Source organism: Ramlibacter sp. (genome assembly GCF_036676645.1).
Taxonomy (GTDB): domain Bacteria; phylum Pseudomonadota; class Gammaproteobacteria; order Burkholderiales; family Burkholderiaceae_C; genus Ramlibacter.
Map to the genome: position 1 here is coordinate 76,702 of NZ_JAKFCM010000013.1, position 19,797 is coordinate 96,498.

Below are 19,797 nucleotides of genomic sequence, written 5' to 3' on the forward strand. Positions count from 1 at the left end.
CGATCTACCCCACGCGCTGCGCGCGATTGAACAGGCCCTGCGGGCGCACCAGCAGCACGGCGGCCAGCGCCAGCATCGCCAGCGCCGTCTTGAGCTCGACCGGGAACACCAGCGTGCTCAGCTCCATGCAGATGCCCAGCACGATGCCGCCGGCGATCGTTCCGAAGGCGGTCCCGATGCCGCCGAGGATGACGGCGGCGAACACGAACATCAGCGTCTGGTAACCCATGTCCCAGCGCACCTGGTGGCTCACCGCCATCAGCACGCCGCCGGTGGCGGCCAGGGCCGAGCCGACGATCCAGATGTCGCGCTTGATCCGGTTGACGTCGATGCCGGTGGCCTCGGCCAGGCCGGGGTCGCCCGCCACCGCGCGCATGGCGCGCCCCAGGCGGGTGCGCAGCAGCAGCACGCCCAGCCCGAGCAGCGCCAGTACCGCCACCGTGCAGACCACCAGGTCGCGCGGCGTGATGGCCAGGCCGGCCAGGCGCAGCGGCTCCTGCAGTGCGTACTCGCGGTACGGCTGGGTGTTCGATTCGAACAGCGCCAGCAGCAGGTAGCGCATGGCGAACGACAGCCCGATGGTGAACACCAGGATCGCGAAGTGCTCCTTGGCGCGCGACTCCAGCGGCCGCAGCAGCCCGGTCCCCAGGGCACCGCCGAGTGCTCCCACCGCCAGCACGGCGAGCGCTGCCGAGGCGATCAGCGGCCATTGCGGGCCGCCGGCCATCGAGCTGAGCAGGAAGGCCAGCAAGGCCCCCAGCGTCATGAACTCGCCATGCGCGAAGTTGATGATGCGCGAGACGCTGTAGATCAGCGACAGCCCCACCGCCGCCATCGCGATGATCAGGCCGAACACCGTACCGTCCAGCACCACCTGCATCACCCGCGTCGCCACCGAAGGCCCCTGGCGCTGCTGCACGGCGCCGGCACGCTCCAGCGGGTACAGCACCAGCTTGCTCTGCCCTTCCTGCACGTCCACCGTCAGCGTGGGCGAGCGGCCCGCCGGCAGCACGACGCCGTCCGGCAGGGTCTTGGCTTCCAGGGTGACGCGGTACGGCCCGGCCGCCGGCAGCGCGATCTCGAAGCGGCCGTCCGGCCCGGAGCGGCCGCGCAAGGTCTCGCCGCCCTGGGTGGACTGCACCGCCAGCTCGACACCCGGAACGGGCTCGGGTGCATCGGCGGATTTCACGCGCAGCGTGCCGCCGATCGCCGTGCCGGCCTGCGCCGGCACGGCTGCGACCAACAGCCCGGCCCCCATCAGGAAGCAGGCGATCAGGAGCCTGATTGCCGTCATGGCGCCTTCACTTGCACCTGGCGCACCGGCTGCGACACGCCCTTGGCGTCGACCGCGTAGATCTGGAAGCGCGCGGTGGTCGGGTCGCCCTTGTCGGTCAGCCGGGTCGGTCCGGTCGGGCCCACGTAGGCGATGGTCTTGCCCGCCGACAGCGCACGCACGCAGTCGCGGTAGTTGGTGCACTCGACCTCGCCCTTGGTGACCAGCGGCACCTGGCTCTTGTAGACGGCGGGGTCGGTCGACTTGGCCGCGGTCATCGCCAATGCCGTGATCACCAGGCAGTCGTACTGCTCGGGGGCGAACTGGTTGGTGCGCAGGCCCGGCGCATGGGCCGCCAGGCGCGGGCCGAAGTCGTTGCCGCGGATGGTCAGCACCGAGCCGCCCTGCTTGACCTTCTCCAGCACCGCGGCGTCGGCCGGGTTGACGCCCTTCCAGAAATCGGGGCCCAGCACGCCGGTGGTGTACACGCCGATGTTGCGCGGCCCGAGGCCGCGCTCGATCATGGAGCGGAAGATCTTGCCGCGCTCGTCGTAGCCGATCACCGCCACGCCCTCGGGGCGCAGGCCGGCGATGCGCTGGACCTCGGAGTCGAAGCTGGTCTGCGCCGGGTCGTAGACGATGGTGGCCAGCACCTCGCCGCCAGCCGCCTTGAACGACTGCTCGATGGCTTCGGCCAGGCCCTTGCCGAAGGCATCGCCGCGCGCCAGGATGGCGATCCTGCTGTGGCCGTCCTCGATCGCCAGTTGCGCGTAGACCGGGCCCTGCAGCACCTGGGAGTAGGAGGTGCGCGCGAAGTAGCCCTGGTGCGGATAGGCGGTCAGCTGGGGCCCCGTGTTCGCGCCCGAGCACATCGAGGCGCGCGCCCGCACCACCTTGTCCAGCAGCGACAGCGTCACCGAAGTCGAGCCGGTACCCATGATGGCCCGCACGTTCTGGCTGAGCAGGCGGTCCAGCGCCTGGGACGCGATGTTCGCGTCACCCGCCTCGTCGGCATGCACCAGCGTGAGCTTGCGGCCCAGCACGCCGCCGGCGTCGTTGACGTCCTTGGCCGCCAGCTCGACGGCGGCGGCCATCGGCGGGCCGAACTGCGCGGCCGGGCCGGTCATCGGCAGCAAGGTGCCGATCTTCAGCTCGCCACCGGCGGCCTGCTGCGCGTGGACCGCGGCGGCGCCGAACGCGAAACCGATGCCCAGCGCGGCAGCGAACACGGCGCGCGGTATGGATGGGGGGGTCATGCGCATCACTGATCTCCTTGGGTCATGTTTTCGGGCAGAAGCGGCCCGGGCGCTGGTGAATGGGCGAAAAGCGGCCGACCCGGCACCGGCATGCGGGCGACTTGCACGGTGCCGGTGAGCGAGGCGGTCAGGTACAGGTCGCGCGGCTCGCGCGGGTCGAAGGCCAGGTTGGTGAGGTGGGTCTCGTCGGCGGCCGGCTGCACCAGGTGCGTCGGCAGCATGCGGGCGTCGAAGCGCCACACGCCCACGCCGAGGTGGCAGACCAGCAGGCCGTCCTCGGCGTCCGTCTCGATGCCATCGGGCCCGGCGGTCCCGCCGGACAGCTGAATCGCGACGCCCACCTTGGAGACGCCGCCATCGGCCATCAGCGGCACGCGCCAGACCTGCTGGCTGCGGGTGGCCGCGACGTAGCCATGGCGGCCGCTGCCCGCGAGGGTGACGCCGTTCGGGCTGGGGATGCAGTCCAGCAGCTTGTCGAGCGCGCCGCCGGCGCGCAGCCGGTACAGCCGTCCGGTCGGGTCGGCCACGCCGGTCTGGCCCTGGTCGGTGAACCAGAGGTCGCCGTTGGGCGCGAAGTGCAGGTCGTTCAGCCCCTTGAAGCTCTCGCTGTGCACCGTCTCCAGCACCGGCGCGACCGCACCGGACGCAGCGTCCAGGCCCAGCAGGCCGCGGCGATAGTCGCAGATGAAGATGCGGCCGTCGCGGTGGATCTTCAGGCCGTTGGGCCAGCCGTCGTATTCGGTGACCAGCTCCCAGGCACCGTCCGGGTCGATCCGGAAGACGCGGCCGAACGGCACGTCCACCAGCCACAGCCGGCCCTGGCGGTCGAAGCTCGGGCCCTCCAGGAAGCAGTCCAGCAGCTCGCCGCCGCGGTTGGCATCGGCCCACGCGCTGCGCTTGCCGCGGCGGTACTTCGCCGGCATGCGCGACCACACCCGGGCGGGGATGCGCTCGACGGGGCCGAAGGGGTTGAACATGGCCGCTTCAGCTCCAGTGCGGGCGGCCCCACACGGCCGACCAGAAGGTCTCGTAGCCGAGGCGGCGGCGCTGCGCTTCCAGCTGCACGACGGTGCGCGGGTCGATGTGGCCGAGGCTGATGTCCGGGCCGAAGACGCGCAGGTACTTCAGCTGGTCGTCCGCCGACAGGGCTTCGCACACCATGCGCTCGCTGCCGATCTCGGCGATCACACGCTTGACCTGCTCGAACTTGAGCGGACCGACCACGTCGGCCGGGGTCTCGCCCCGGGCCATCGCCTGGTAGATGAAGTGGGCCTGGGTGGCGCCGGCCTCGAAGTCCGCCTTGGCGCGCGCGATCCGGTCGTTCAGCGGGACGATTTCGATCACCGGCTTGCGGATCGCCTCCTGCACGACGGTGGTGACGTTCAGGCCGCGCTCCACGCCCATGCGGATGTAGCCCGAGCGCTCCTCGCGCGTCATCTCCACCACGCCGTCGCAGATCTCGATGCCGGTGAAGCCCATCTCCTGGGCCCAGTCGTAGAAGGCCGGCACCTGGCCCAGGCGGATGGCCATCTCCAGGATCGTTCCGCCCGGATAGGGCTCGATGCCGCGCTCGCGCAGCATGCCGGTGATGGTCTTGAGCACTGCCGGCTTGGCCAGCAACGCCGAGCCATAGGCCAGCTTGGCGCGGTCGATGAACTCGCTCGAGGTCTCGAGCAGCGCCTCGAGCTGCCGGGGACCCTCCCCGAACAGCGTGATCCAGGTGGAGCCGGCGATGCGGGGCTTGCCGGCGCGCGGACTGACGAGGAGGTTGGCGAAGGGATGGGAGTCGGACATCGTGGGCTCCAGAAGGTTGGGGGAAGCGTTTCCGGTGTAAGAAAACGTTTTCATACAAGCGTGCGGCAGCACCCCATCGATGCGGGTTCAGGGGTTTGCAGGTCCGCGCGCGCTCGACTCGCGCACGATCAGGCGGGTGTCGAGCACCACCTGCTTCGGCTCGGTCGAACGGTTGGCCAGGCGCGCGAGCAGCGTCCGGATGGAAACCGCACCCAGCTCGTAGGTCGGCTGGGAGACCACCGTGACCGTCGGGCGGACCACGTCGGTCCAGAGGGCGTCGTCGTAGCCCACCAGCGCGAGCTCGCCGGGAATCTGGACGCCCTGGCGCAGGAACACCCGCATCGCCCCGAGCGTCATCAGGTTGTTGGCAACGATCAGTGCGTCGGGCCGTGGCTTGAGGTCGAGCAGGGCCAGCGCCTGGTTCTCGCCGCTTTCGAAGCTGTAGTCGCCGGGCAGCACCAGGTCCGGGTCGAACTCGAGCTGCGCCTCCTTCAGCCCCTCCAGGTAGCCCTTGAACTTCTCGGAAGCCGTCCACAGGCCCGAGGGACCGGCCAGCAGGGCGATCCGGCTGCAGCGGTTGCCCGCCAGGTGCAGCACCGCCTCGCGCGTGCCGGCGCGCGTGTTGACCAAAACCTGGTCGACGCTGGCGCCGCGGATGGCACGGTCCATCGCCAGGACCGGGACCCCCCGGTCGATGGTGGAGGTCAGGGCCTTGGTCCCGGTCGGGGAGGCCGACACCAGGATGATGCCGTCGACCTGCCGCGCCTGCAGCGTTCGCAGGGCCGCCAGCTCCTGCTCCGGCTCACCGTCCGAGTTGACGATCAGCGCGGTGTAGCCCTCGTTGCTGGCGACGTCCTGGATGGCCCGCACCGCATCGCTGAAGTGGGCGTTGCCGATGTGCGGCACCACCACCCCAACGGTGTTCGACTTCTGCATCCGCAACGTGCGCGCCGAGAAGTTCGGGCGGTAGTTCAGCCGCCGCACCACCTCCTCCACCTTGGCCCGCAGATCGCGGGACACCCGTGCGTTGCCTTGCAGCACGCGCGAGACGGTGGCGATCGAAACGCCGCTTTCGCGGGCAATCTCGCGGATGCCGACGGGCTCGGTCAGGCTGGCGGCTGAACTGCTGGACTTCATGGCTGGTGCGCGGTGGCGGGGTCGGCGCGGCGCAGTCCTTCGAACGCAGCCGGCAAGGGCCTATCCATTTCGGGCGGCCGCAGTTGCGCGTGCATGCCACCGTCGATGTAGAGCACCTGGCCCGTAATGTAAGCGGCGTCGCAGGACGCCAGGAAGGCGGCCCCGGCGGCGACGTCCTGGACCTGGCCGACCCGCCCCAGTGGCACCGGGCGGGCACGCTGGCGCTGCCCCTGGATCCCTTCGTGATCGAAGAACTCGGTATGGATCGCCCCCGGCCCGATCGCGTTGACGCGCACGCCGAACGGGGCCAGGTCGAGCGCGGCCGCCCGGGTGAAGGCTTCCACCCCGCCCTTCGAGGCGTCGTAAGCGGCCATCGCGCGGTGCGCGCGCGCGGCCCCGAAGGAGCTGAGACAGACGATGGAGCCGGCGCGGCCGGCTTCCACCATGCCCCGGGCCGCCGCCTGCGTGCACAGGAACATGCTCTTGAGATTGGTGCGCTGGACATCGTCCCAGTGCGCCTCGGTCATCTCCAGCAGGTGCGATACCGGCACCGACCAGCCGGCGTTGTTCACCAGCACGTCGACCCCGCCCTGCCAGGCCTCGGCCTGCGCGAACATCGCTTCCACCTGCGGGCGGCTGCCCACATCGGCGACCAGGGCCAGCACCTGCGCGCCCTGCTCGCGCAGTTCCGCCGCGGTGAGCGCCAGCGCCTCCTCGGCGATGTCGTTCAGGACCAGCTTGCAGCCTTCCTGCGCCAGCCGCTGGGCGATGCCGCGCCCGATGCCGCGGGCGCTGCCGGTGACCACGGCCACCTTGCCGTGCAGATCGTGATGCATGCCGGGGCGTCTCACGCGAGCCTGAACTGCTCGACCGCCTGCGCATCGAACTCGACCCCGAGGCCCGGGACGTCCGGGACCACCAGGCAGCCGCCTGCGGGCCGCGCCCGCGAGGCGGGCGTCAGCAGGCGTTCGAAGTTGAACACGTCCTTGGCCAGGTCGAAGTGCTCGACCACCATGCAGTTGGGCGTGCACGCCGCCAGGTGCACGTGCAGGTTGTGGTGCCAGTGCGGCGCCATCGGCACGTCGAACGAGGCGCACAGCGCCGCGATCCGGCGCCATTCGCTGATGCCGCCCACCACGGCGGCATCGGCCTGGACGATCGCGGCCGCACCCTGCTCCATCAGGGCCCGGAAATCCCATCGGGTCTGGTGGATCTCGCCAGTGGCCACCGGCGTTTCCAGTGCTGCCGCGACCCGGGCATGGCCGGCCACGTCTTCCGGCGACAGCGGCTCCTCGAACCACCACAACCCCAGCGGGCCGGCGGCACGCTCGAAGGCGCGGCCCGCTTCGATCGCCTCGGCCGCATGGCGGTACGCGTTGTTGGCGTCCAGCGAGAGCCGGCCCTCGGGCCCGACCAGCTCGCGCGCCAGCTTCACCCGCGCGGCGTCCTCACGCACGGTGCGGCCGCCCACCTTGATCTTGTGGTCGGTGAAACCCAGCGCCTGGTTGCCGCGGATCTCCCGCTCGAGCTGCTCGAACGGATCGCCCGTGCGGTAGTAGCCGCCGGACGCGTAGGCCGGGACCTTGTCCTTCCAGCCGCCCAGGTACTTGGCCAGCGGCAGGCCGGCCTTGCGCGCGACCAGGTCGAACAGCGCGATGTCGATCGCCGACATCGCGCGCAGCACCGCGCCGCGCCGCCCGATCAGGAGGGCTTCCTGGTACATGTCCTTCCACGCGCCCTCGATGTCGTGGACCGGCCGCCCCCGCAGCACCGGAACCAGCGAATGCAGGACGTTGTCGCGCAGCGCGCGCGCGCCGGTGGTGCCGGCGTAGGTGTAGCCGGTGCCGGTGCTCCCGTCCTCGTCCTCGATCGTGACGATCACGTACTCCCGGGCATGCACCGTGCGGCTGGACATGCTGGTGACGATGTCCAGCGGCACGGAGACGGCGACCGCCGTCACTTCCTTGATCAGCATCGAAATGACTCCAGCGGGTTTACAGGGGCGGTGCGTCGGACAGGCACAGCAGCGCCACCACGGTCAGCGGGCTGTCGCCGACGTTGCGGAAGAAGTGGGGCCGCCCCGGCGGCAGCCAGAAGCAGTTGGAGCCATCCATGGCGTACTGCCACTCGTATTCGCCACCCGGCAGGCCCACGTGCACGATGGTGAAGCCGCCGGAGATCGCATAGACGACTTCCCGGTCGTCGTGGGTCCACGCGGGCGACTGCTCGCCAGCGGCGATGGTGAACTTCCGGCAGGCCAGCCTCTGCAGGCCATCCGCGCCGTGGTGGACCAGGTAGTCGCCGGTGTCCGGCAGCGCGCGCGCCGGGGCTGCAGGCCGGGACAGGTCGGCGCTGATGAGGATGTGCTCGAGCACGTCTTCGCCGGTATTGACCACGTGGTGCGCGATCCCGCCCGGAATGGTCACCGCGGAGCCGGGGCCGACCTCGACGTACTCGGCGCCGCGCAGCACCTTGCCGCGGCCGCGCCGGAAATAGATCACCTCCTCGGAGTCCCCCTCCGCGTGGACCGGCGACTTGCCCGCGGCGAAATACGTCGACTGCTCCACCGCCAGCACGCTGCTGGCCAGCAGGTCGGCCCGCCGGAAGACGGTGCGCACCAGGCGGTGGTTTTCATTCATGGTCGGCTGGGTGGGGAGTGTCGCCAGCCTCATTCGAGTACCCATCGGATCTCCTGAGATTCAGAAAACGTTTTCACAACTATGCCGCGTGAAGACTTCGCTGTCAACACCGTAGCCGACGGCTTTTCTCAAATACTTCCCACTGGAGGATTCGCTCGGGGCCCGTCCGCAGGATTGCTTGACAGACACGCCGGCCGGCCGTGCAGGACAGAAATCGTTTTCAACCTGCTTCCGCGCTGCCAAGGCGCGTGACGGCCCCGTGATCGACAGCCGGCGACAAGCCGGACGCTGGCGGCAAGCGCCGTCAAACGGCCTGTCTGGCCACCAACTCCTCGATGGTGTGCATCAGCGCTTCGGGCGCCACCGGCTTGACCACGTGGCCGTCGAAGCCCGCCTCGGCGGCGCGCTGCAGGTCGGCCGGTTGGCCCCAGCCGGACAGCGCCACCACGGTCATGGCCCGACCCCACGGGGTCGCGCGCAGTGCCCGGCAGGTGTCATAGCCGTCCATCCGCGGCATGCCCAGGTCGAGGACCACCACCTCCGGACGCAATGACTCGGCCTGGGCCAGACCCTCCACGCCGTCGTAGGCGGTACTGACCTCGTTTCCCATCAGCCGCAGCACCTCGGCCAGCATGTCGGCCGCATCCCGGTTGTCATCGACGATCAGCAAACGCAGGCCTTGCACACCCTCGACCTGCCCCGGGCTTCCACGGTCCTGCACGCCGACCGGCTCCGCGGGCAGCGGCAAGAAGACCGAGAACTCGCTGCCCTGGCCGAGCCCGGCGCTGTGCGCCTCGACCGAGCCGTGGTGCAGCTCGGCCAGCAGCTTGGCCAGCGGCAGGCCGATGCCCAGTCCGCCGGTGGCGCGCACCGACTGGCTGCCGCCCCGATAGAACGGGTCGAACAGCCGCGGCAGCTGATCGGGTGCAAGCCCGATGCCTTGGTCGCGCACCCGCACCACGGCCTGCCCGCCCATCGGCTCGATGCTGATCGCGATCGGCCGGCCCGCTGCCGAGTAGCGCACCGCATTGGTCAGCAGGTTCTGCACGATCTGCACCAGCCGGACCTCGTCGCCGATCAGCCAGAGGGGCTCTTCGGGTAGCGCCAGCTGCAGCGGATGACGGCCGGCCTCCAGCTCGGCCTGCACGTTCTCCAGCGCCGAGCGCACCACGTCCTGCAGGACGACGGGGGCCTGCTGTAATTGGAGCTTGCCCCGGCTGATGCGGCTGGCGTCCATCAGGTCGTCGATCATCCGGGTCAGGTGGCCGACCTGCCGGCCGATGACCTCGGCATGGCGCGCGAGCCTCGAGTCCTGCGCGCTGATGAGGCGCAGCAGCTCGGCGGAGGCGCGGATCGGCGCCAGCGGATTGCGCAACTCGTGCGCCAGCGTGGCCAGGAACTCGTCCTTGCGGCGATCGGCTTCGACCAGGGCGGCTTCGGCCCGCTTGCGCGGGGTGATGTCGCGCTGCGTGCCCCAGGCGCGCACCAGCAGGCCGTCCTCCACCACGCCCGACAGGCTGTGGGCGAACCACAGGGGGTGGCCATCGGGGCCCTGCTCCTGCGATTCGACCTCATGCGCGTGATAGCCTGAACGGGCCAGCCTGACGAGGTAGTCCCGCACCCGGCGGTCGCTGCCCATGATCAGCTCGAGCCGTTGGCCCAGCACCTGCGCCGGCGACGCCAGCCCATACATGCGCGCGAACGCCTCGTTGCAATCGGTGAAGCGGCCACTGTGCAGGAAAGCGTCCGCCTGTTCGTCCGGCGACAACCGGGTGTCCACCGGCGGGAAGAACTCCATGCGCCAGATGCCTTCGGTGGTGTCCTGCCAGACCAGTTCGCCACGCAGCAACGGGTGGAGCCACACATCGAACCCCGAGCTCTGGGGCGCCGGACTCGCGTTGCTCGGCGGCGCAGGAGGCTGATCAGCTGACATTTTGAGCACCTCGTAGGGCGAAAGTCGCATCCTAGAAGCGCCCCAACCGAACGACAAGAGTCACCGGCACATCCGGCGCCAGGCCGAATACTTCGCGGACCTTGCTCGACCACCGGATCATGCCGGCGGACAGGTCCCGTTCGCAGGTGCCGAGGTCGGCCTGCCAGTTACTGGCGACAGGACACTAGCCGATCCAGCCGGGCAGCCAGGTCGCGATCGCCGGCAGCCAGAACACCGCCGCCAGCAGCAGGATGCTCATCGCCACGTAGGGGACCACGGCCTGGAAGATGTGGCCCATGGTGACCGCCGGCGGCGCGACGCCCCGCATGGTCATGAGCAGCAGCCCGTGCGGCGGCAGCAGCAGCCCCAGCTGCATGCAGATCAGGAACATGATGCCGAACCACACCGGGTCTATGCCCAGCTGCTGCACGATGGGCATGAAGATCGGCAGCGTGATCATCATCATGCTGACCTGGTCGACGAAGATCCCCAGGAAGATCAGCATGCCCATCATGCCGGCGACGATCATCCCGGTGGACCAGCCCTGCCCGGTGATCAGCTGCACCAGCCCGTTGCTGGCGCCCGAGAAGGACAGGATCTGGGCGAAGGTGGTCGCGCCCAGGATGATGAACAGGATCATCCCGGAGATGTTGGCGGTGCCCTTGAGCGCCTTGAGCAGCGCCTTGAAGGTCAGCGCCCGGTAGGCCGCCGCCAGCACCAGGGTGGCGAAGGCGCCCAGCGCCGCGCACTCGGTGGGCGTGGCCCAGCCCGCGGCCAGCGCCCCCACTACCACGCCGAAGATCGACAGCGTGGGCAGCACGTAGGCGAAGAACGGCTTCCACTTCTCCCAGCCGCGGTAGGCGGGCTGCTGCTCCGCGGCGGGCGCCAGCGCCGGCGTGATCCGCACCCGCATCACGATCCACAGCACGAAGGCCGCCGACAGCAGCGCGCCGGGCAGCACCCCGCCGACCAGCAGCTTGGAGATCGAGATGCCGGACAGCGAGCCGAGCAGCACCGTCAGCGCCGAGGGCGGGATCAGCATGTCGACCGCACCGATCGCCATGATCGGGCCGGTGGCCAGCGTCGGGTGGTAGCCGCGCGCCAGCATCACCGGCAGCAGCAGCGAGCCCAGCATGGCGGTGGTGGCGATGGTGGAGCCGGAGATGGCGGAAAACACCGTTCCTGCGACCACGGCGACGACCGCCAGCCGGCCCGGCAGGCGGCGGATCAGCCGCTCGATGCCCTCGATCACCTGCAGCGCCAGCCCGGTGTGGAACAGCACCTCGCCCATCAGCACGAACAGCGGGATCGGCGTCAGCGAGAACGCCATGACCGAGCTGACGCTGCTGCGCGCGAGCTGCGCCAGCCCGGCCTCCCCGCCCATGTACAGCCAGGCGCCGACGATGTTGATGGTGATGAAGGTCAGCGCCACCGGGATGCCGATGAACAGCAGCAGCGTGGAGCCGCCCAGCATCAGCCAGGCGCCGACGACCCAGTCGCTCATTCGAAAGCCTTCCTCACGCGGCGCTCACCGCATCCTGCCGCGGGGCGCGCTCGCCGGCGGCGAGGCGCTGCATGCGCAGCACCATCTCCACCGACAGCAGCACGAAGGTGATGGGCAGCGGCGCCAGCGACCACCACTCGGGCGTGACCAGTGTCTTGATCATCAGCGAGCCGTCGCTCCAGCTGGCCCAGGTGGCGCGGGTGCCGTACCAGGCCATGAACACGCAGCAGGCCAGGCCGACGATGTCGCCCAGCCACTCGATCTGCCAGGCCACCCTGGGCGGCAGTGCCTGCAGCACGATGTCGACCCGGATGTGCTGGCCCTGGCGCAGCAGCCAGGGCGCCACCAGCATGGTGGTGAGGAACAGCATCATCTCGGAGATCTCGTTGCTCCAGGCCAGCCCGCGCGGCAGGCCCGGCACCGGGATGTTGCGCAGGGTCACGTCGACCACGATGACCATCATCATGGCGAACATGACGGCGCAGCCGGCCAGCGCCAGGCCGGCCAGCAATCCCTGCCAGGCGAGGGCGAGGCGCGCCCTCACTGCTTGGGCGCGAACAGCGGCTTGAAGCGCGCGGCGACCTCGGGGCTGAGCTTCTGCGCGTTGGCCCAGCCCACCTCGTAGGCCTTGTCGCGGTACGCCTTGGCGGTGGCGGCGTCGAACTTGATCGTTTCGATGCCGGCCTTCTGCTGGCGCGCGATCTCATCGGCGGTGTACTGGGCCCAGAAGGTGTTCTGCGCCTCCAGTGCCAGCAACTGCTTGTTCAGGTAGTCGCGCTGGGCCTGCGTCAGCTTGCGGTACGCCGGCAGGTGCATGATCAGCGACACCTCGGCGTCGTAGAAGCCGGGGTCGACGCGGTACTTGGTCTTCTCCTGCCAGTTCAGGTCGAAGATGCCGCCGATCGGCCAGCCGTAGCCGTCGACCACCCCGCGCTCCAGCGCCGTGTAGACCTCGCCCGGCGGCGTGGTGACCACGTTGGCGTTGAGCGCCTGGAAGAACTCGCGGTACACCGGCGTGATGCGGATCTTCAGGCCGGTCAGGTCGGGCTTGTCGATCTTCTTGGTGGTGTACAGGTGGAACGGCTGGTTCTCCACCATCCGTCCCAGGTACTGCATGTTGGCCTTCTCGTTCCAGACCTTGTTGATCGCGTCGAACGCGCCGTTCCTGCGCTGCTCGGCGACCGGGATCTGGGTGAGCTTGAGGAAGTCGGCCTCCGGCATCACGTTGGTGTAGAAGGCGCCGGTGGACAGGGCCATGTCGACCACGCCGGTCTTGACGGCGTTGCCCACCTCGAAGGTCGGGATCGCCTTGGGGCCGCCGATGAAGTTGATCTGCAGCACGCCCTTGCCCTCGGCGTTGAACTTCTTGATCCACGGCTGCAGGCGCTGCACGTAGATGCCGTTCTCGGCGAAGGCGCTGACCAGCCGCAGCGTGGCCTCCTGCGCGGTCGCCGTGCCCGCGAAGCCGGCTGCCAGCAGCATCGCTGCGACCGCACCCAGTACCTTTGCGTGAATTCGAGCCTTCATCTCGTCGTCTCCTTTTGTCGTGGTCCAACGGTACACATTGGCAGTCGCGCGTCAATCGGTGGGGACGCGCATCCCACTCTTTCGCTCTCAGAGTCCGAGGTGACGGGACCACAGGCTCCGGTCCGCCTCCAGTTGCGCGGAACTCCCGGTCCATGCCACCTCGCCTTTTTCCAGGATCACGTGCCGGTCGGCCAGGCCGATCAGGCGCCGCACGTACTTGTCGATCACCAGCATGGACATGCCGGCCTGCCGCAGGGTGGACAACGCGTGCCACACCTCCTCGCGCACCAGCGGCGCCAGCCCTTCCGTCGCCTCGTCCAGAATGAGCAGGCGCGGATTCGTCGCCAGCGCACGGGCGATCGCCAGCATTTGCTGCTCGCCGCCCGACAACTGCCCGCCGAGGTTGGAGCGGCGCTCGGCCAGGCGGGGAAACAGATGCAGCAGGCGATCGATCGTCCACGCATGCGCAGTGCCATGCCCACCGCGTGCAAAAGCGGTCAGGTGTTCCAGCACGCTCAGGTTGGCGAAGACCTGGCGCCCCTCGGGAACCACCGCGATCCCCTGGCGGGCCACCCGGTGCGGCGCCAGCCCCACGATCGCGCGACCGCCCAGTTCGACGGTGCCCCCGGTGGGCCGCAGCAGCCCCATGATCGACCGCACCAGGGTGGTCTTGCCCATGCCGTTGCGACCCAGCACGCCCAGGATTTCGCCCTCGCCGATGTGCAGGTCGACACCGAACAGCACCTGGCTGCGGCCGTAGCCCGAACACAGGCCCTGCACGCGCAGCAAGCCGGGGGCCACGCCGGGTGAGGTCATGCGGTCTCCCCTTCCGCACTGCCGAGGTAGGCGGCTTCCACGGCCGGGTCGGCCCGGACCTCGTCCGGCCGTCCGCTGGCGATGATGCGGCCGTTGACCAACACCGACACCGAATCGGCCAGCCGGAATACGGCGTCGACATCGTGCTCGACCAGCAGCACGGTGAACTCCTGGCGCAGCCCGGCGATCAGCGTCGCCATGGCCTGCGATTCCTGGGCGCCCATGCCGGCCAGCGGTTCGTCCAGCAGCACCAGCTGGGGCCGTCCGGCCAGCGCCATGCCGACTTCCAGCGCGCGCTGCTCGCCGTGCGACAGCTGCTCGATGCGCCAGTCGTGCTTGCCCGCCAGGCCCAGCCGGTCCAGCAGCGCCCGCGCCTGGTCGAACAGCGCCGTCTCGGCACGCAGCGCCCGCCAGGCCGAGAACGTGCGCCCCTGCGAGGCCTGCACGGCCACCGCCATGTTCTCCAGCACCGACAGGGACCTGAACAGCCGGGTGATCTGGAACGAGCGCACCAGGCCCCGCCGGGCGCGCTTGTGCGTCGGCAGGCGGGTGATGTCGCTGCCGGCGAACCGCACGCTGCCGCTGTCGCTGGCGAGCTGGCCGGCCACCTGGGCGATCAGGGTGGTCTTGCCGGCACCGTTGGGGCCGATCAGGGCGTGGATCTCGCCGGCCCTGACCGCCAGGTCGACGCCATCGGTCGCGGCGACGCCGCCGAACCGCTTGTGCAGGGCGCGGATCTCCAGCAGGGGCGCGGCGGCACTCACGAGCGGATCCTTCGCGCCGCCACGGCCTGCAGTAGGCCGGCCAGGCCGCCGCGCGCGAACAGCACCACGGCCAGCAGCACCCAGCCGATCCAGAATTCCCAGTATTCGGTCTGCGCGGACAGCACCTCCTGCATCAGCAGCAGGGCGGCCGCACCGAGCAGGCCGCCCCACAAGGTGCCCACGCCGCCCAGCAGCACCATCACCAGCAGCGTGCCGGACTGGGTCCAGTGCAGCAGGTTCGGGCTGACGTAGCCCTGCAAGTTGACGCTGAGGGCGCCGGCCGCGCCGCACATCACCCCCGCCACCACGAACACCGCCAGCTTGGCGGCGAATACCGGCAGGCCGAGCGCCTCGGCGCGCACTTCATCGTCGCGCAGGGCCTGCACGGCGCGGCCGAACCGGGAGGCCGCGAAGCGGTGCAGCAGCAGCAGCTGCGCCGCCAGCACCGCCAGCGCGCAGTAGTAGAAAGTGGGGTCGTCGCGCAGGTCGATGCCGCCCGGCAGCAGCGAACGCACGCGCACCGTCAGGCCTTCGTCGCCCCCGTAGCCCTTGATCGAGTTGCCCAGGTAGAACAGCATCTGCGCGAAGGCCAGCGTGATCATGATGAAGTAGACGCCGCGCGTGCGCAGCGAGATCGCGCCGATGACGAGTGCGGCAAGTCCGGCGACCGCCACCACCGCCAGCAGGTGCAGGAATCCCGACTGCACGCCCTCGCTCAGTAGGATGCCGGTGCTGTACGCCCCCAGGCCGAAAAAGGCCGCGTGCCCCAGCGAGATCATCCCGCCATAGCCGAGCAGGAGGTTGAGGCTGGTGGCCGCCACGGCGTAGACGAGGATGCGGCTGGCCGTTCCCAGGTAGAAGCCGGCATCGGCCGCGTCCAGGGCACGGGGCAGCGCCAGGGCAGCCAGCAGCAGGGCAGCGGCGATGGCGATCCGGGCCGCCGTCATCCGCTGCGCACCGGAAACAGCCCCTGCGGGCGCACGACCAGCATCGCGGCCATCAGCATGTACACCGACATCGAGGCCAGGGCCGGGCCGGCGGCGCTGGCCCACTGCGGCGGCAGCACCTCCCGCAGCATCTGCTGCAGCAGCGTGCGGCCCAGCGTGTCTACCACCCCGACCAGCAGGGCGCCGACCAGGGCACCGCGGATCGAGCCGATGCCGCCGATGACGATCACCACGAAGGCGAGGATCAGGATGTTCTCGCCCATGCCCACCTGCACGGCCAGCAGCGGCGCCAGCAGGCTGCCGGCAACCGCGCACAAGGCCGCGCCCAGGCCGAACACCAGCGTGAACAGGCGCCCCACGTCCAACCCCATCGCCTCGCTCATCTCCCGGTTGGAGGCGCCGGCGCGCACCAGCGCCCCCATGCGCGTGCGCTGCACCCCGAGGTACAGCAGCAGCGCCACCAGCACGCCGACCCCGATGATCACCAGCCGCCAGGCCGGGTAGTGCAGGCCGGGGAGGATCTCCACCGGGCCTTCCAGGGCCGCCGGCGCCGACAGCGGCAGGTCATTGCCGAACAGCATCTTCACGCCGTCGTTGAGGATCAGGATCAGCGCGAAGGTGGCCAGCACCTGCGACAGGTGGTCGCGCGCGTACAGCGTGCGCAGCAGGCCGGCCTCCAGCAGCATCCCGAACAGCGCGGTGAGCACCACCGCGCCGGCCACGCCGACCAGGAACGAACCGCTCCAGGCCGTCAGCCAGGCGGCCAGAAAGGCGCCCACCATGTAGAGCGAGCCGTGCGCCAGGTTGATCATGTCCATGACGCCGAACACCAGCGTCAGCCCGGCCGCCAGCAGGAACAGCATGAAGCCGAGCTGAAGCCCGTTGAGTGCCTGCTCGAGGACGAAGACGCCGCTCATCGGGCCGCAGCGCGCCGGTCGCTACTTGCCCATGGTGCACAGTTGCGAGTAGGCATCGCCGTGGTCGCGCAGGATGGGCTCGCTGAACGACTTGTTGACCAGGCCGCCGTTGCCGTCGCTGCCGATGGTGCGCACGTAGTAGTTCTGGATCGGATACTGGTTGACGTTGAAGCGGAAGGCGCCACGCACCGAATCGAACTTCGCGTTGCGAACCGCGCGCCGCACCGCCTCCTTGTCGTCGAGCTTGCCCTTGAGGCTGCGCACCGCCGCGTCGATCAGTTGCGCGTCGTCGTAGCCCTGCGACGCATAGAGCGTCGGCGTGCGCTTGTACTCCTTGCGGAACTCGGCGACGAACTTCTTGTTGGCCGGGTTGTCCAGGTCGGGCGACCAGTGCGCGGTGTTGAACAGGCCCGCCATGGCTTGGCCGACCGGGCCGATCACGTCCTGGTCGGCACTGAAGCCGGGCAGCAGCAGCATGGTCTGCTGCCCAAGCCCGGCGCCGACGAACTGCTTGATGAAGTTGATGCCCATGCCACCCGGCAGGAAGATGTACAGCACCTGCGGCTTGGCGGCACGGATCTCGGCCAGTTCCGCGGCGTAGTCCAGCTGCCCCAGCTTGGTGTAGTTCTCGCCGACCACCTGGCCCTTGAAGGTGCGCTTGAAGCCGGCCAGCGAATCCTTGCCCGCCTGGTAGTTCGGCGCGAGCAGGTACACGCTCTTGAGGCCGCGCTGGTTGGCGAAGGCACCGGCGGCCTCGTGGTAGGCGTCGTTGGGCCAGGACACCGCGAAGAAGTACGGGTGGCAGTCCTTGCCGGCCATCGACGAGGGCGCCGCATTGGCGCTGATGTAGGTGACCTTGTTGTCCAGCGCCTCGGGCAGCGCGGCGAGCATGATGTTGGAGAACACCACGCCGGTCATGAAGTCGACGCGGTCGCGCTTGACGTTGCGCTCGAACAGCTGGCGCGCCACGGCCGGCTTGAACTGGTCATCGCTGACCAGCACTTCGGCGGGCATGCCGCCGAGCTTGCCGCCATTGAGCTTGACGAACAGCTGGAACGCGTCTCGGATGTCGGTCCCCAGCGCCGACGATGGGCCGGACAGGGTGCTGACGAAGCCGACCTTGACCTTGTCGGCGGCCATCGACGTGGCCGCGGCACCGGCCAGCGCGAGCGCCAGCAGGGTGCGGGTCCACGCGGAGACGGGGCGGGATGGTTGCGTGTTCATGCGGAGCTCCTCGTTGAAGGGACGGGCCGGCGCCTCAGACCCACACTTGCAGGACGTAGTCGAACGATGCCTGGCTGTTGAACAGGTCCACGCGTTGCAGCCGGATCTTCAGCGCGCCGTCGTCGCCGCGCACCAGCGTGTGCTGGTAGCGGCCGCCGAAGTGGCGCACGGTGTCGCGCCGCAGCTCCATCATGTGGAAGCGCGACCGCACCTGGACCTGGTCGGGTCCGGCGGACTCCAGCACGACGTGGCTCACCACATGGCTGGTCTCCCACATGGGTACCTGCGACCACGCGTTGGGGTGCGAGACGCGCCCCTTGCGGATCTCCATCATCAGCCGGTCCTCGGCGAAGATCGAGGGCGAGCCCTCCCAGTCGGTCTGCTCCGGCGTGACCGGCATCCAGTAGACGCCGTCCGGGGCGAACAGGTCGATCCAGTCCTGCCAGTGCTTGCCGTCCAGCAGCTCGGCCTGCCGGTACAGCAGTTGCTCCACCTCGCGCTGCAGCAGGGCCTCGGCGTCGGTGCGCGCCAGGATGCCGGGCGGCGGCAGCCGGGTGGCGGGTGCGTGGCCGCCCGTCGCAGCGCGCGGGCGGTGGTCCGGCTCCACGGCCTGGGCGCCGGTGCGGGCTTCGCCGTCGCGGCCCTCGATCACCACTTCCTGCGCCAGCAGGTGCTCGAAATCGGGGCCCGCGCTCGGGATGGCGGCGGCGCCGCCGGGCGTCTTGCCGTTCATGCTGCGCCTCCTTCCTGCGACAGGTACTGGCTCCAGGCCTGGAACTGGTTGCGCATCACGGCCTCCGAGGTGCCGTGGTTGGAATAGGTGACGCCGTCCTCGACGCGGTCGTCGCCGAACCAGCGGTGGAAGCTGACCCAGTCGCCGCCCTTGGACTGCAGGCCCCACTGCCCCTTGGTCCAGTTCTCCAGGTCGTCGGCGTTGATCATGGTGGCCGGCGAGTTGACCAGGTTGTAGTACCAGAGGCTGCGGCGGTAGATCGCCTCCGGCGCGCCCTTCAGCCGGAAGTGCCAGATCTCCGACAAGGTCTTGTCGGGGCCGATCGGGCGCAGGCAGCGCAGCTGCTGCAGCGGCGACTGCACGGACAGGTAGGGATAGACCAGCACGTGGTGGATGCTGCGCGACAGGTACTCCTCGGCCTTCTCGGCGCCATAGGCCTTGACCAGCATCGCCTCGTGCTCCAGCGTGTCGGGATCGCGCGGGCGCAGGCCCATGTAGGCCTTGAGGATGCCGTGGCCGCGCGGGAAGTTGATCGTCTGCACGGAATCCCACTGGTCGAAGCTGGAGGCGAAGGCCGACAGGTAGTGGTAGTACAGCGGTGCCGACCCGCGCTCGGTCTTGAGCCGTCGCTCGACCCGGCCGGCGGCGATGCCCGTGGACTGGTGGGTCACCGACGGGTGCAGCGCGTCGAGCTGGTTCTCCATGAAGAACTTCCAGTTCGAGTGCTGCACCACCCGGTGGCAGATCGGCACCACCTCGACCTCGCCGACCGGCGAGCGGTCGCACATGTCGTCGAAGCCGATCCGCGCCTCCCCGAGGAACTCCAGCAGCGAGGGGCCTTCGGCGGCCAGGCTGGCGAACACGAAGCCGCGGTAGCTGTCCACCCGGGCGGCCCGCTTCATGCCGCAATCCGGGTTGTCGCGGGTCATGCGGGTGCCCTCGTAGCCCTGGGCCAGCGGAATGGCGCGCACGTTCCCGTCGAGGTGGAAGCTCCACGCATGGTAGGAGCAGACGAAGGCACTGCCGGTGTTGCCGCGCAGGTTGCCGACGAGCTGCACGCCGCGGTGCGGGCAGCGGTTGTACAGCACCTGCACCTCGCCACCGGCCTGCCGCACCATGATCATGGGCTGGCGGCCGATCGTGACGGCGTAGTAGTCGCCGGGCGAAGGGACCTGCGACTCGTGGCCGCAATAGACCCAGGTGGTCTCCCAGATCTTTTCCATCTCCTCGTCGAAGATCGCCTGGTCGGTGTACACGCGCTTGTGCACGCGATCGGGTTGGACAAGCTCTCGAACGTTCATGGGGTCTCCTTCCAAGTGGGTCCCGGTCGTCG

19 protein-coding genes are annotated in these 19,797 nt (G+C 69.6%); all 19 read right to left on the bottom strand.

Translation table 11 applies throughout. The features are described 5' to 3' along the window. Window positions 1-4 precede the first annotated feature (4 nt). On the bottom strand, window positions 5-1,294 hold the full coding sequence (locus V6M57_RS01830; protein ID WP_332813273.1) for a branched-chain amino acid ABC transporter permease: 1,290 nt from the start codon (window positions 1,292-1,294) through the stop codon (window positions 5-7). Beyond that, window positions 1,291-2,535 carry an ABC transporter substrate-binding protein gene (locus V6M57_RS01835; RefSeq protein ID WP_332813274.1) on the bottom strand — a complete coding sequence of 415 codons (1,245 nt, stop codon included), beginning with the start codon at window positions 2,533-2,535 and terminating at the stop codon, window positions 1,291-1,293. Before V6M57_RS01835 ends, V6M57_RS01830 begins: the two co-directional genes overlap by 4 nt. Beyond that, on the bottom strand, window positions 2,535-3,506 hold the full coding sequence (locus tag V6M57_RS01840) for an SMP-30/gluconolactonase/LRE family protein (protein ID WP_332813275.1): 972 nt from the start codon (window positions 3,504-3,506) through the stop codon (window positions 2,535-2,537). The genes V6M57_RS01835 and V6M57_RS01840 overlap by 1 nt, the downstream gene beginning before the upstream one ends. Window positions 3,507-3,513: 7 nt before the next feature. Continuing rightward, entirely contained in the window at window positions 3,514-4,323 is an 810-nt protein-coding gene (locus tag V6M57_RS01845) for a phosphosulfolactate synthase (protein ID WP_332813276.1), read from the bottom strand. 87 nt (window positions 4,324-4,410) lie between these two features. After that, window positions 4,411-5,460, bottom strand: a complete 1,050-nt coding sequence (locus tag V6M57_RS01850) for a LacI family DNA-binding transcriptional regulator (protein WP_332813277.1) — start codon at window positions 5,458-5,460, stop codon at window positions 4,411-4,413. Then, window positions 5,457-6,296: an SDR family NAD(P)-dependent oxidoreductase gene (locus tag V6M57_RS01855; protein WP_332813278.1), complete on the bottom strand. Its 840-nt coding sequence runs from the start codon at window positions 6,294-6,296 to the stop codon at window positions 5,457-5,459. The genes V6M57_RS01850 and V6M57_RS01855 overlap by 4 nt, the downstream gene beginning before the upstream one ends. 11 nt (window positions 6,297-6,307) lie before the next feature. Next, the gene (locus V6M57_RS01860) at window positions 6,308-7,435 is read right to left on the bottom strand and encodes a mandelate racemase/muconate lactonizing enzyme family protein (protein ID WP_332813279.1); all 1,128 of its coding nucleotides are present in this window, start codon (window positions 7,433-7,435) and stop codon (window positions 6,308-6,310) included. 19 nt (window positions 7,436-7,454) lie between these two features. Next, window positions 7,455-8,099: a cupin domain-containing protein gene (locus V6M57_RS01865; protein ID WP_332813280.1), complete on the bottom strand. Its 645-nt coding sequence runs from the start codon at window positions 8,097-8,099 to the stop codon at window positions 7,455-7,457. 304 nt (window positions 8,100-8,403) lie between these two features. Beyond that, a complete protein-coding gene (locus tag V6M57_RS01870; protein WP_332813281.1) occupies window positions 8,404-10,032 on the bottom strand; it encodes a hybrid sensor histidine kinase/response regulator in 1,629 nt (542 codons plus the stop codon). 184 nt (window positions 10,033-10,216) lie between these two features. Beyond that, window positions 10,217-11,536 carry a TRAP transporter large permease gene (locus V6M57_RS01875; RefSeq protein WP_332813282.1) on the bottom strand — a complete coding sequence of 440 codons (1,320 nt, stop codon included), beginning with the start codon at window positions 11,534-11,536 and terminating at the stop codon, window positions 10,217-10,219. 13 nt (window positions 11,537-11,549) lie between these two features. Beyond that, on the bottom strand, window positions 11,550-12,080 hold the full coding sequence (locus V6M57_RS01880; RefSeq protein ID WP_332813283.1) for a TRAP transporter small permease: 531 nt from the start codon (window positions 12,078-12,080) through the stop codon (window positions 11,550-11,552). Then, window positions 12,077-13,063, bottom strand: coding sequence for a TRAP transporter substrate-binding protein DctP (gene dctP, locus V6M57_RS01885; RefSeq protein WP_332813284.1), 987 nt, complete (start codon window positions 13,061-13,063; stop codon window positions 12,077-12,079). Before dctP ends, V6M57_RS01880 begins: the two co-directional genes overlap by 4 nt. 87 nt (window positions 13,064-13,150) lie before the next feature. Then, window positions 13,151-13,879, bottom strand: a complete 729-nt coding sequence (locus tag V6M57_RS01890) for an ABC transporter ATP-binding protein (protein ID WP_332813285.1) — start codon at window positions 13,877-13,879, stop codon at window positions 13,151-13,153. Further along, window positions 13,876-14,643, bottom strand: a complete 768-nt coding sequence (locus V6M57_RS01895; protein WP_332813286.1) for an ABC transporter ATP-binding protein — start codon at window positions 14,641-14,643, stop codon at window positions 13,876-13,878. The genes V6M57_RS01890 and V6M57_RS01895 overlap by 4 nt, the downstream gene beginning before the upstream one ends. Beyond that, the gene (locus V6M57_RS01900; protein WP_332813287.1) at window positions 14,640-15,590 is read right to left on the bottom strand and encodes a branched-chain amino acid ABC transporter permease; all 951 of its coding nucleotides are present in this window, start codon (window positions 15,588-15,590) and stop codon (window positions 14,640-14,642) included. Before V6M57_RS01900 ends, V6M57_RS01895 begins: the two co-directional genes overlap by 4 nt. Then, a complete protein-coding gene (locus V6M57_RS01905; protein ID WP_332813288.1) occupies window positions 15,587-16,507 on the bottom strand; it encodes a branched-chain amino acid ABC transporter permease in 921 nt (306 codons plus the stop codon). The genes V6M57_RS01900 and V6M57_RS01905 overlap by 4 nt, the downstream gene beginning before the upstream one ends. A 21-nt stretch (window positions 16,508-16,528) precedes the next feature. Further along, a complete protein-coding gene (locus V6M57_RS01910; protein ID WP_332813289.1) occupies window positions 16,529-17,731 on the bottom strand; it encodes an ABC transporter substrate-binding protein in 1,203 nt (400 codons plus the stop codon). Window positions 17,732-17,765: 34 nt separating this feature from the next. Next, window positions 17,766-18,464, bottom strand: coding sequence for an aromatic-ring-hydroxylating dioxygenase subunit beta (locus tag V6M57_RS01915; protein ID WP_332813290.1), 699 nt, complete (start codon window positions 18,462-18,464; stop codon window positions 17,766-17,768). After that, entirely contained in the window at window positions 18,461-19,765 is a 1,305-nt protein-coding gene (locus V6M57_RS01920; RefSeq protein WP_332813291.1) for an aromatic ring-hydroxylating dioxygenase subunit alpha, read from the bottom strand. Before V6M57_RS01920 ends, V6M57_RS01915 begins: the two co-directional genes overlap by 4 nt. Window positions 19,766-19,797 lie beyond the last annotated feature (32 nt).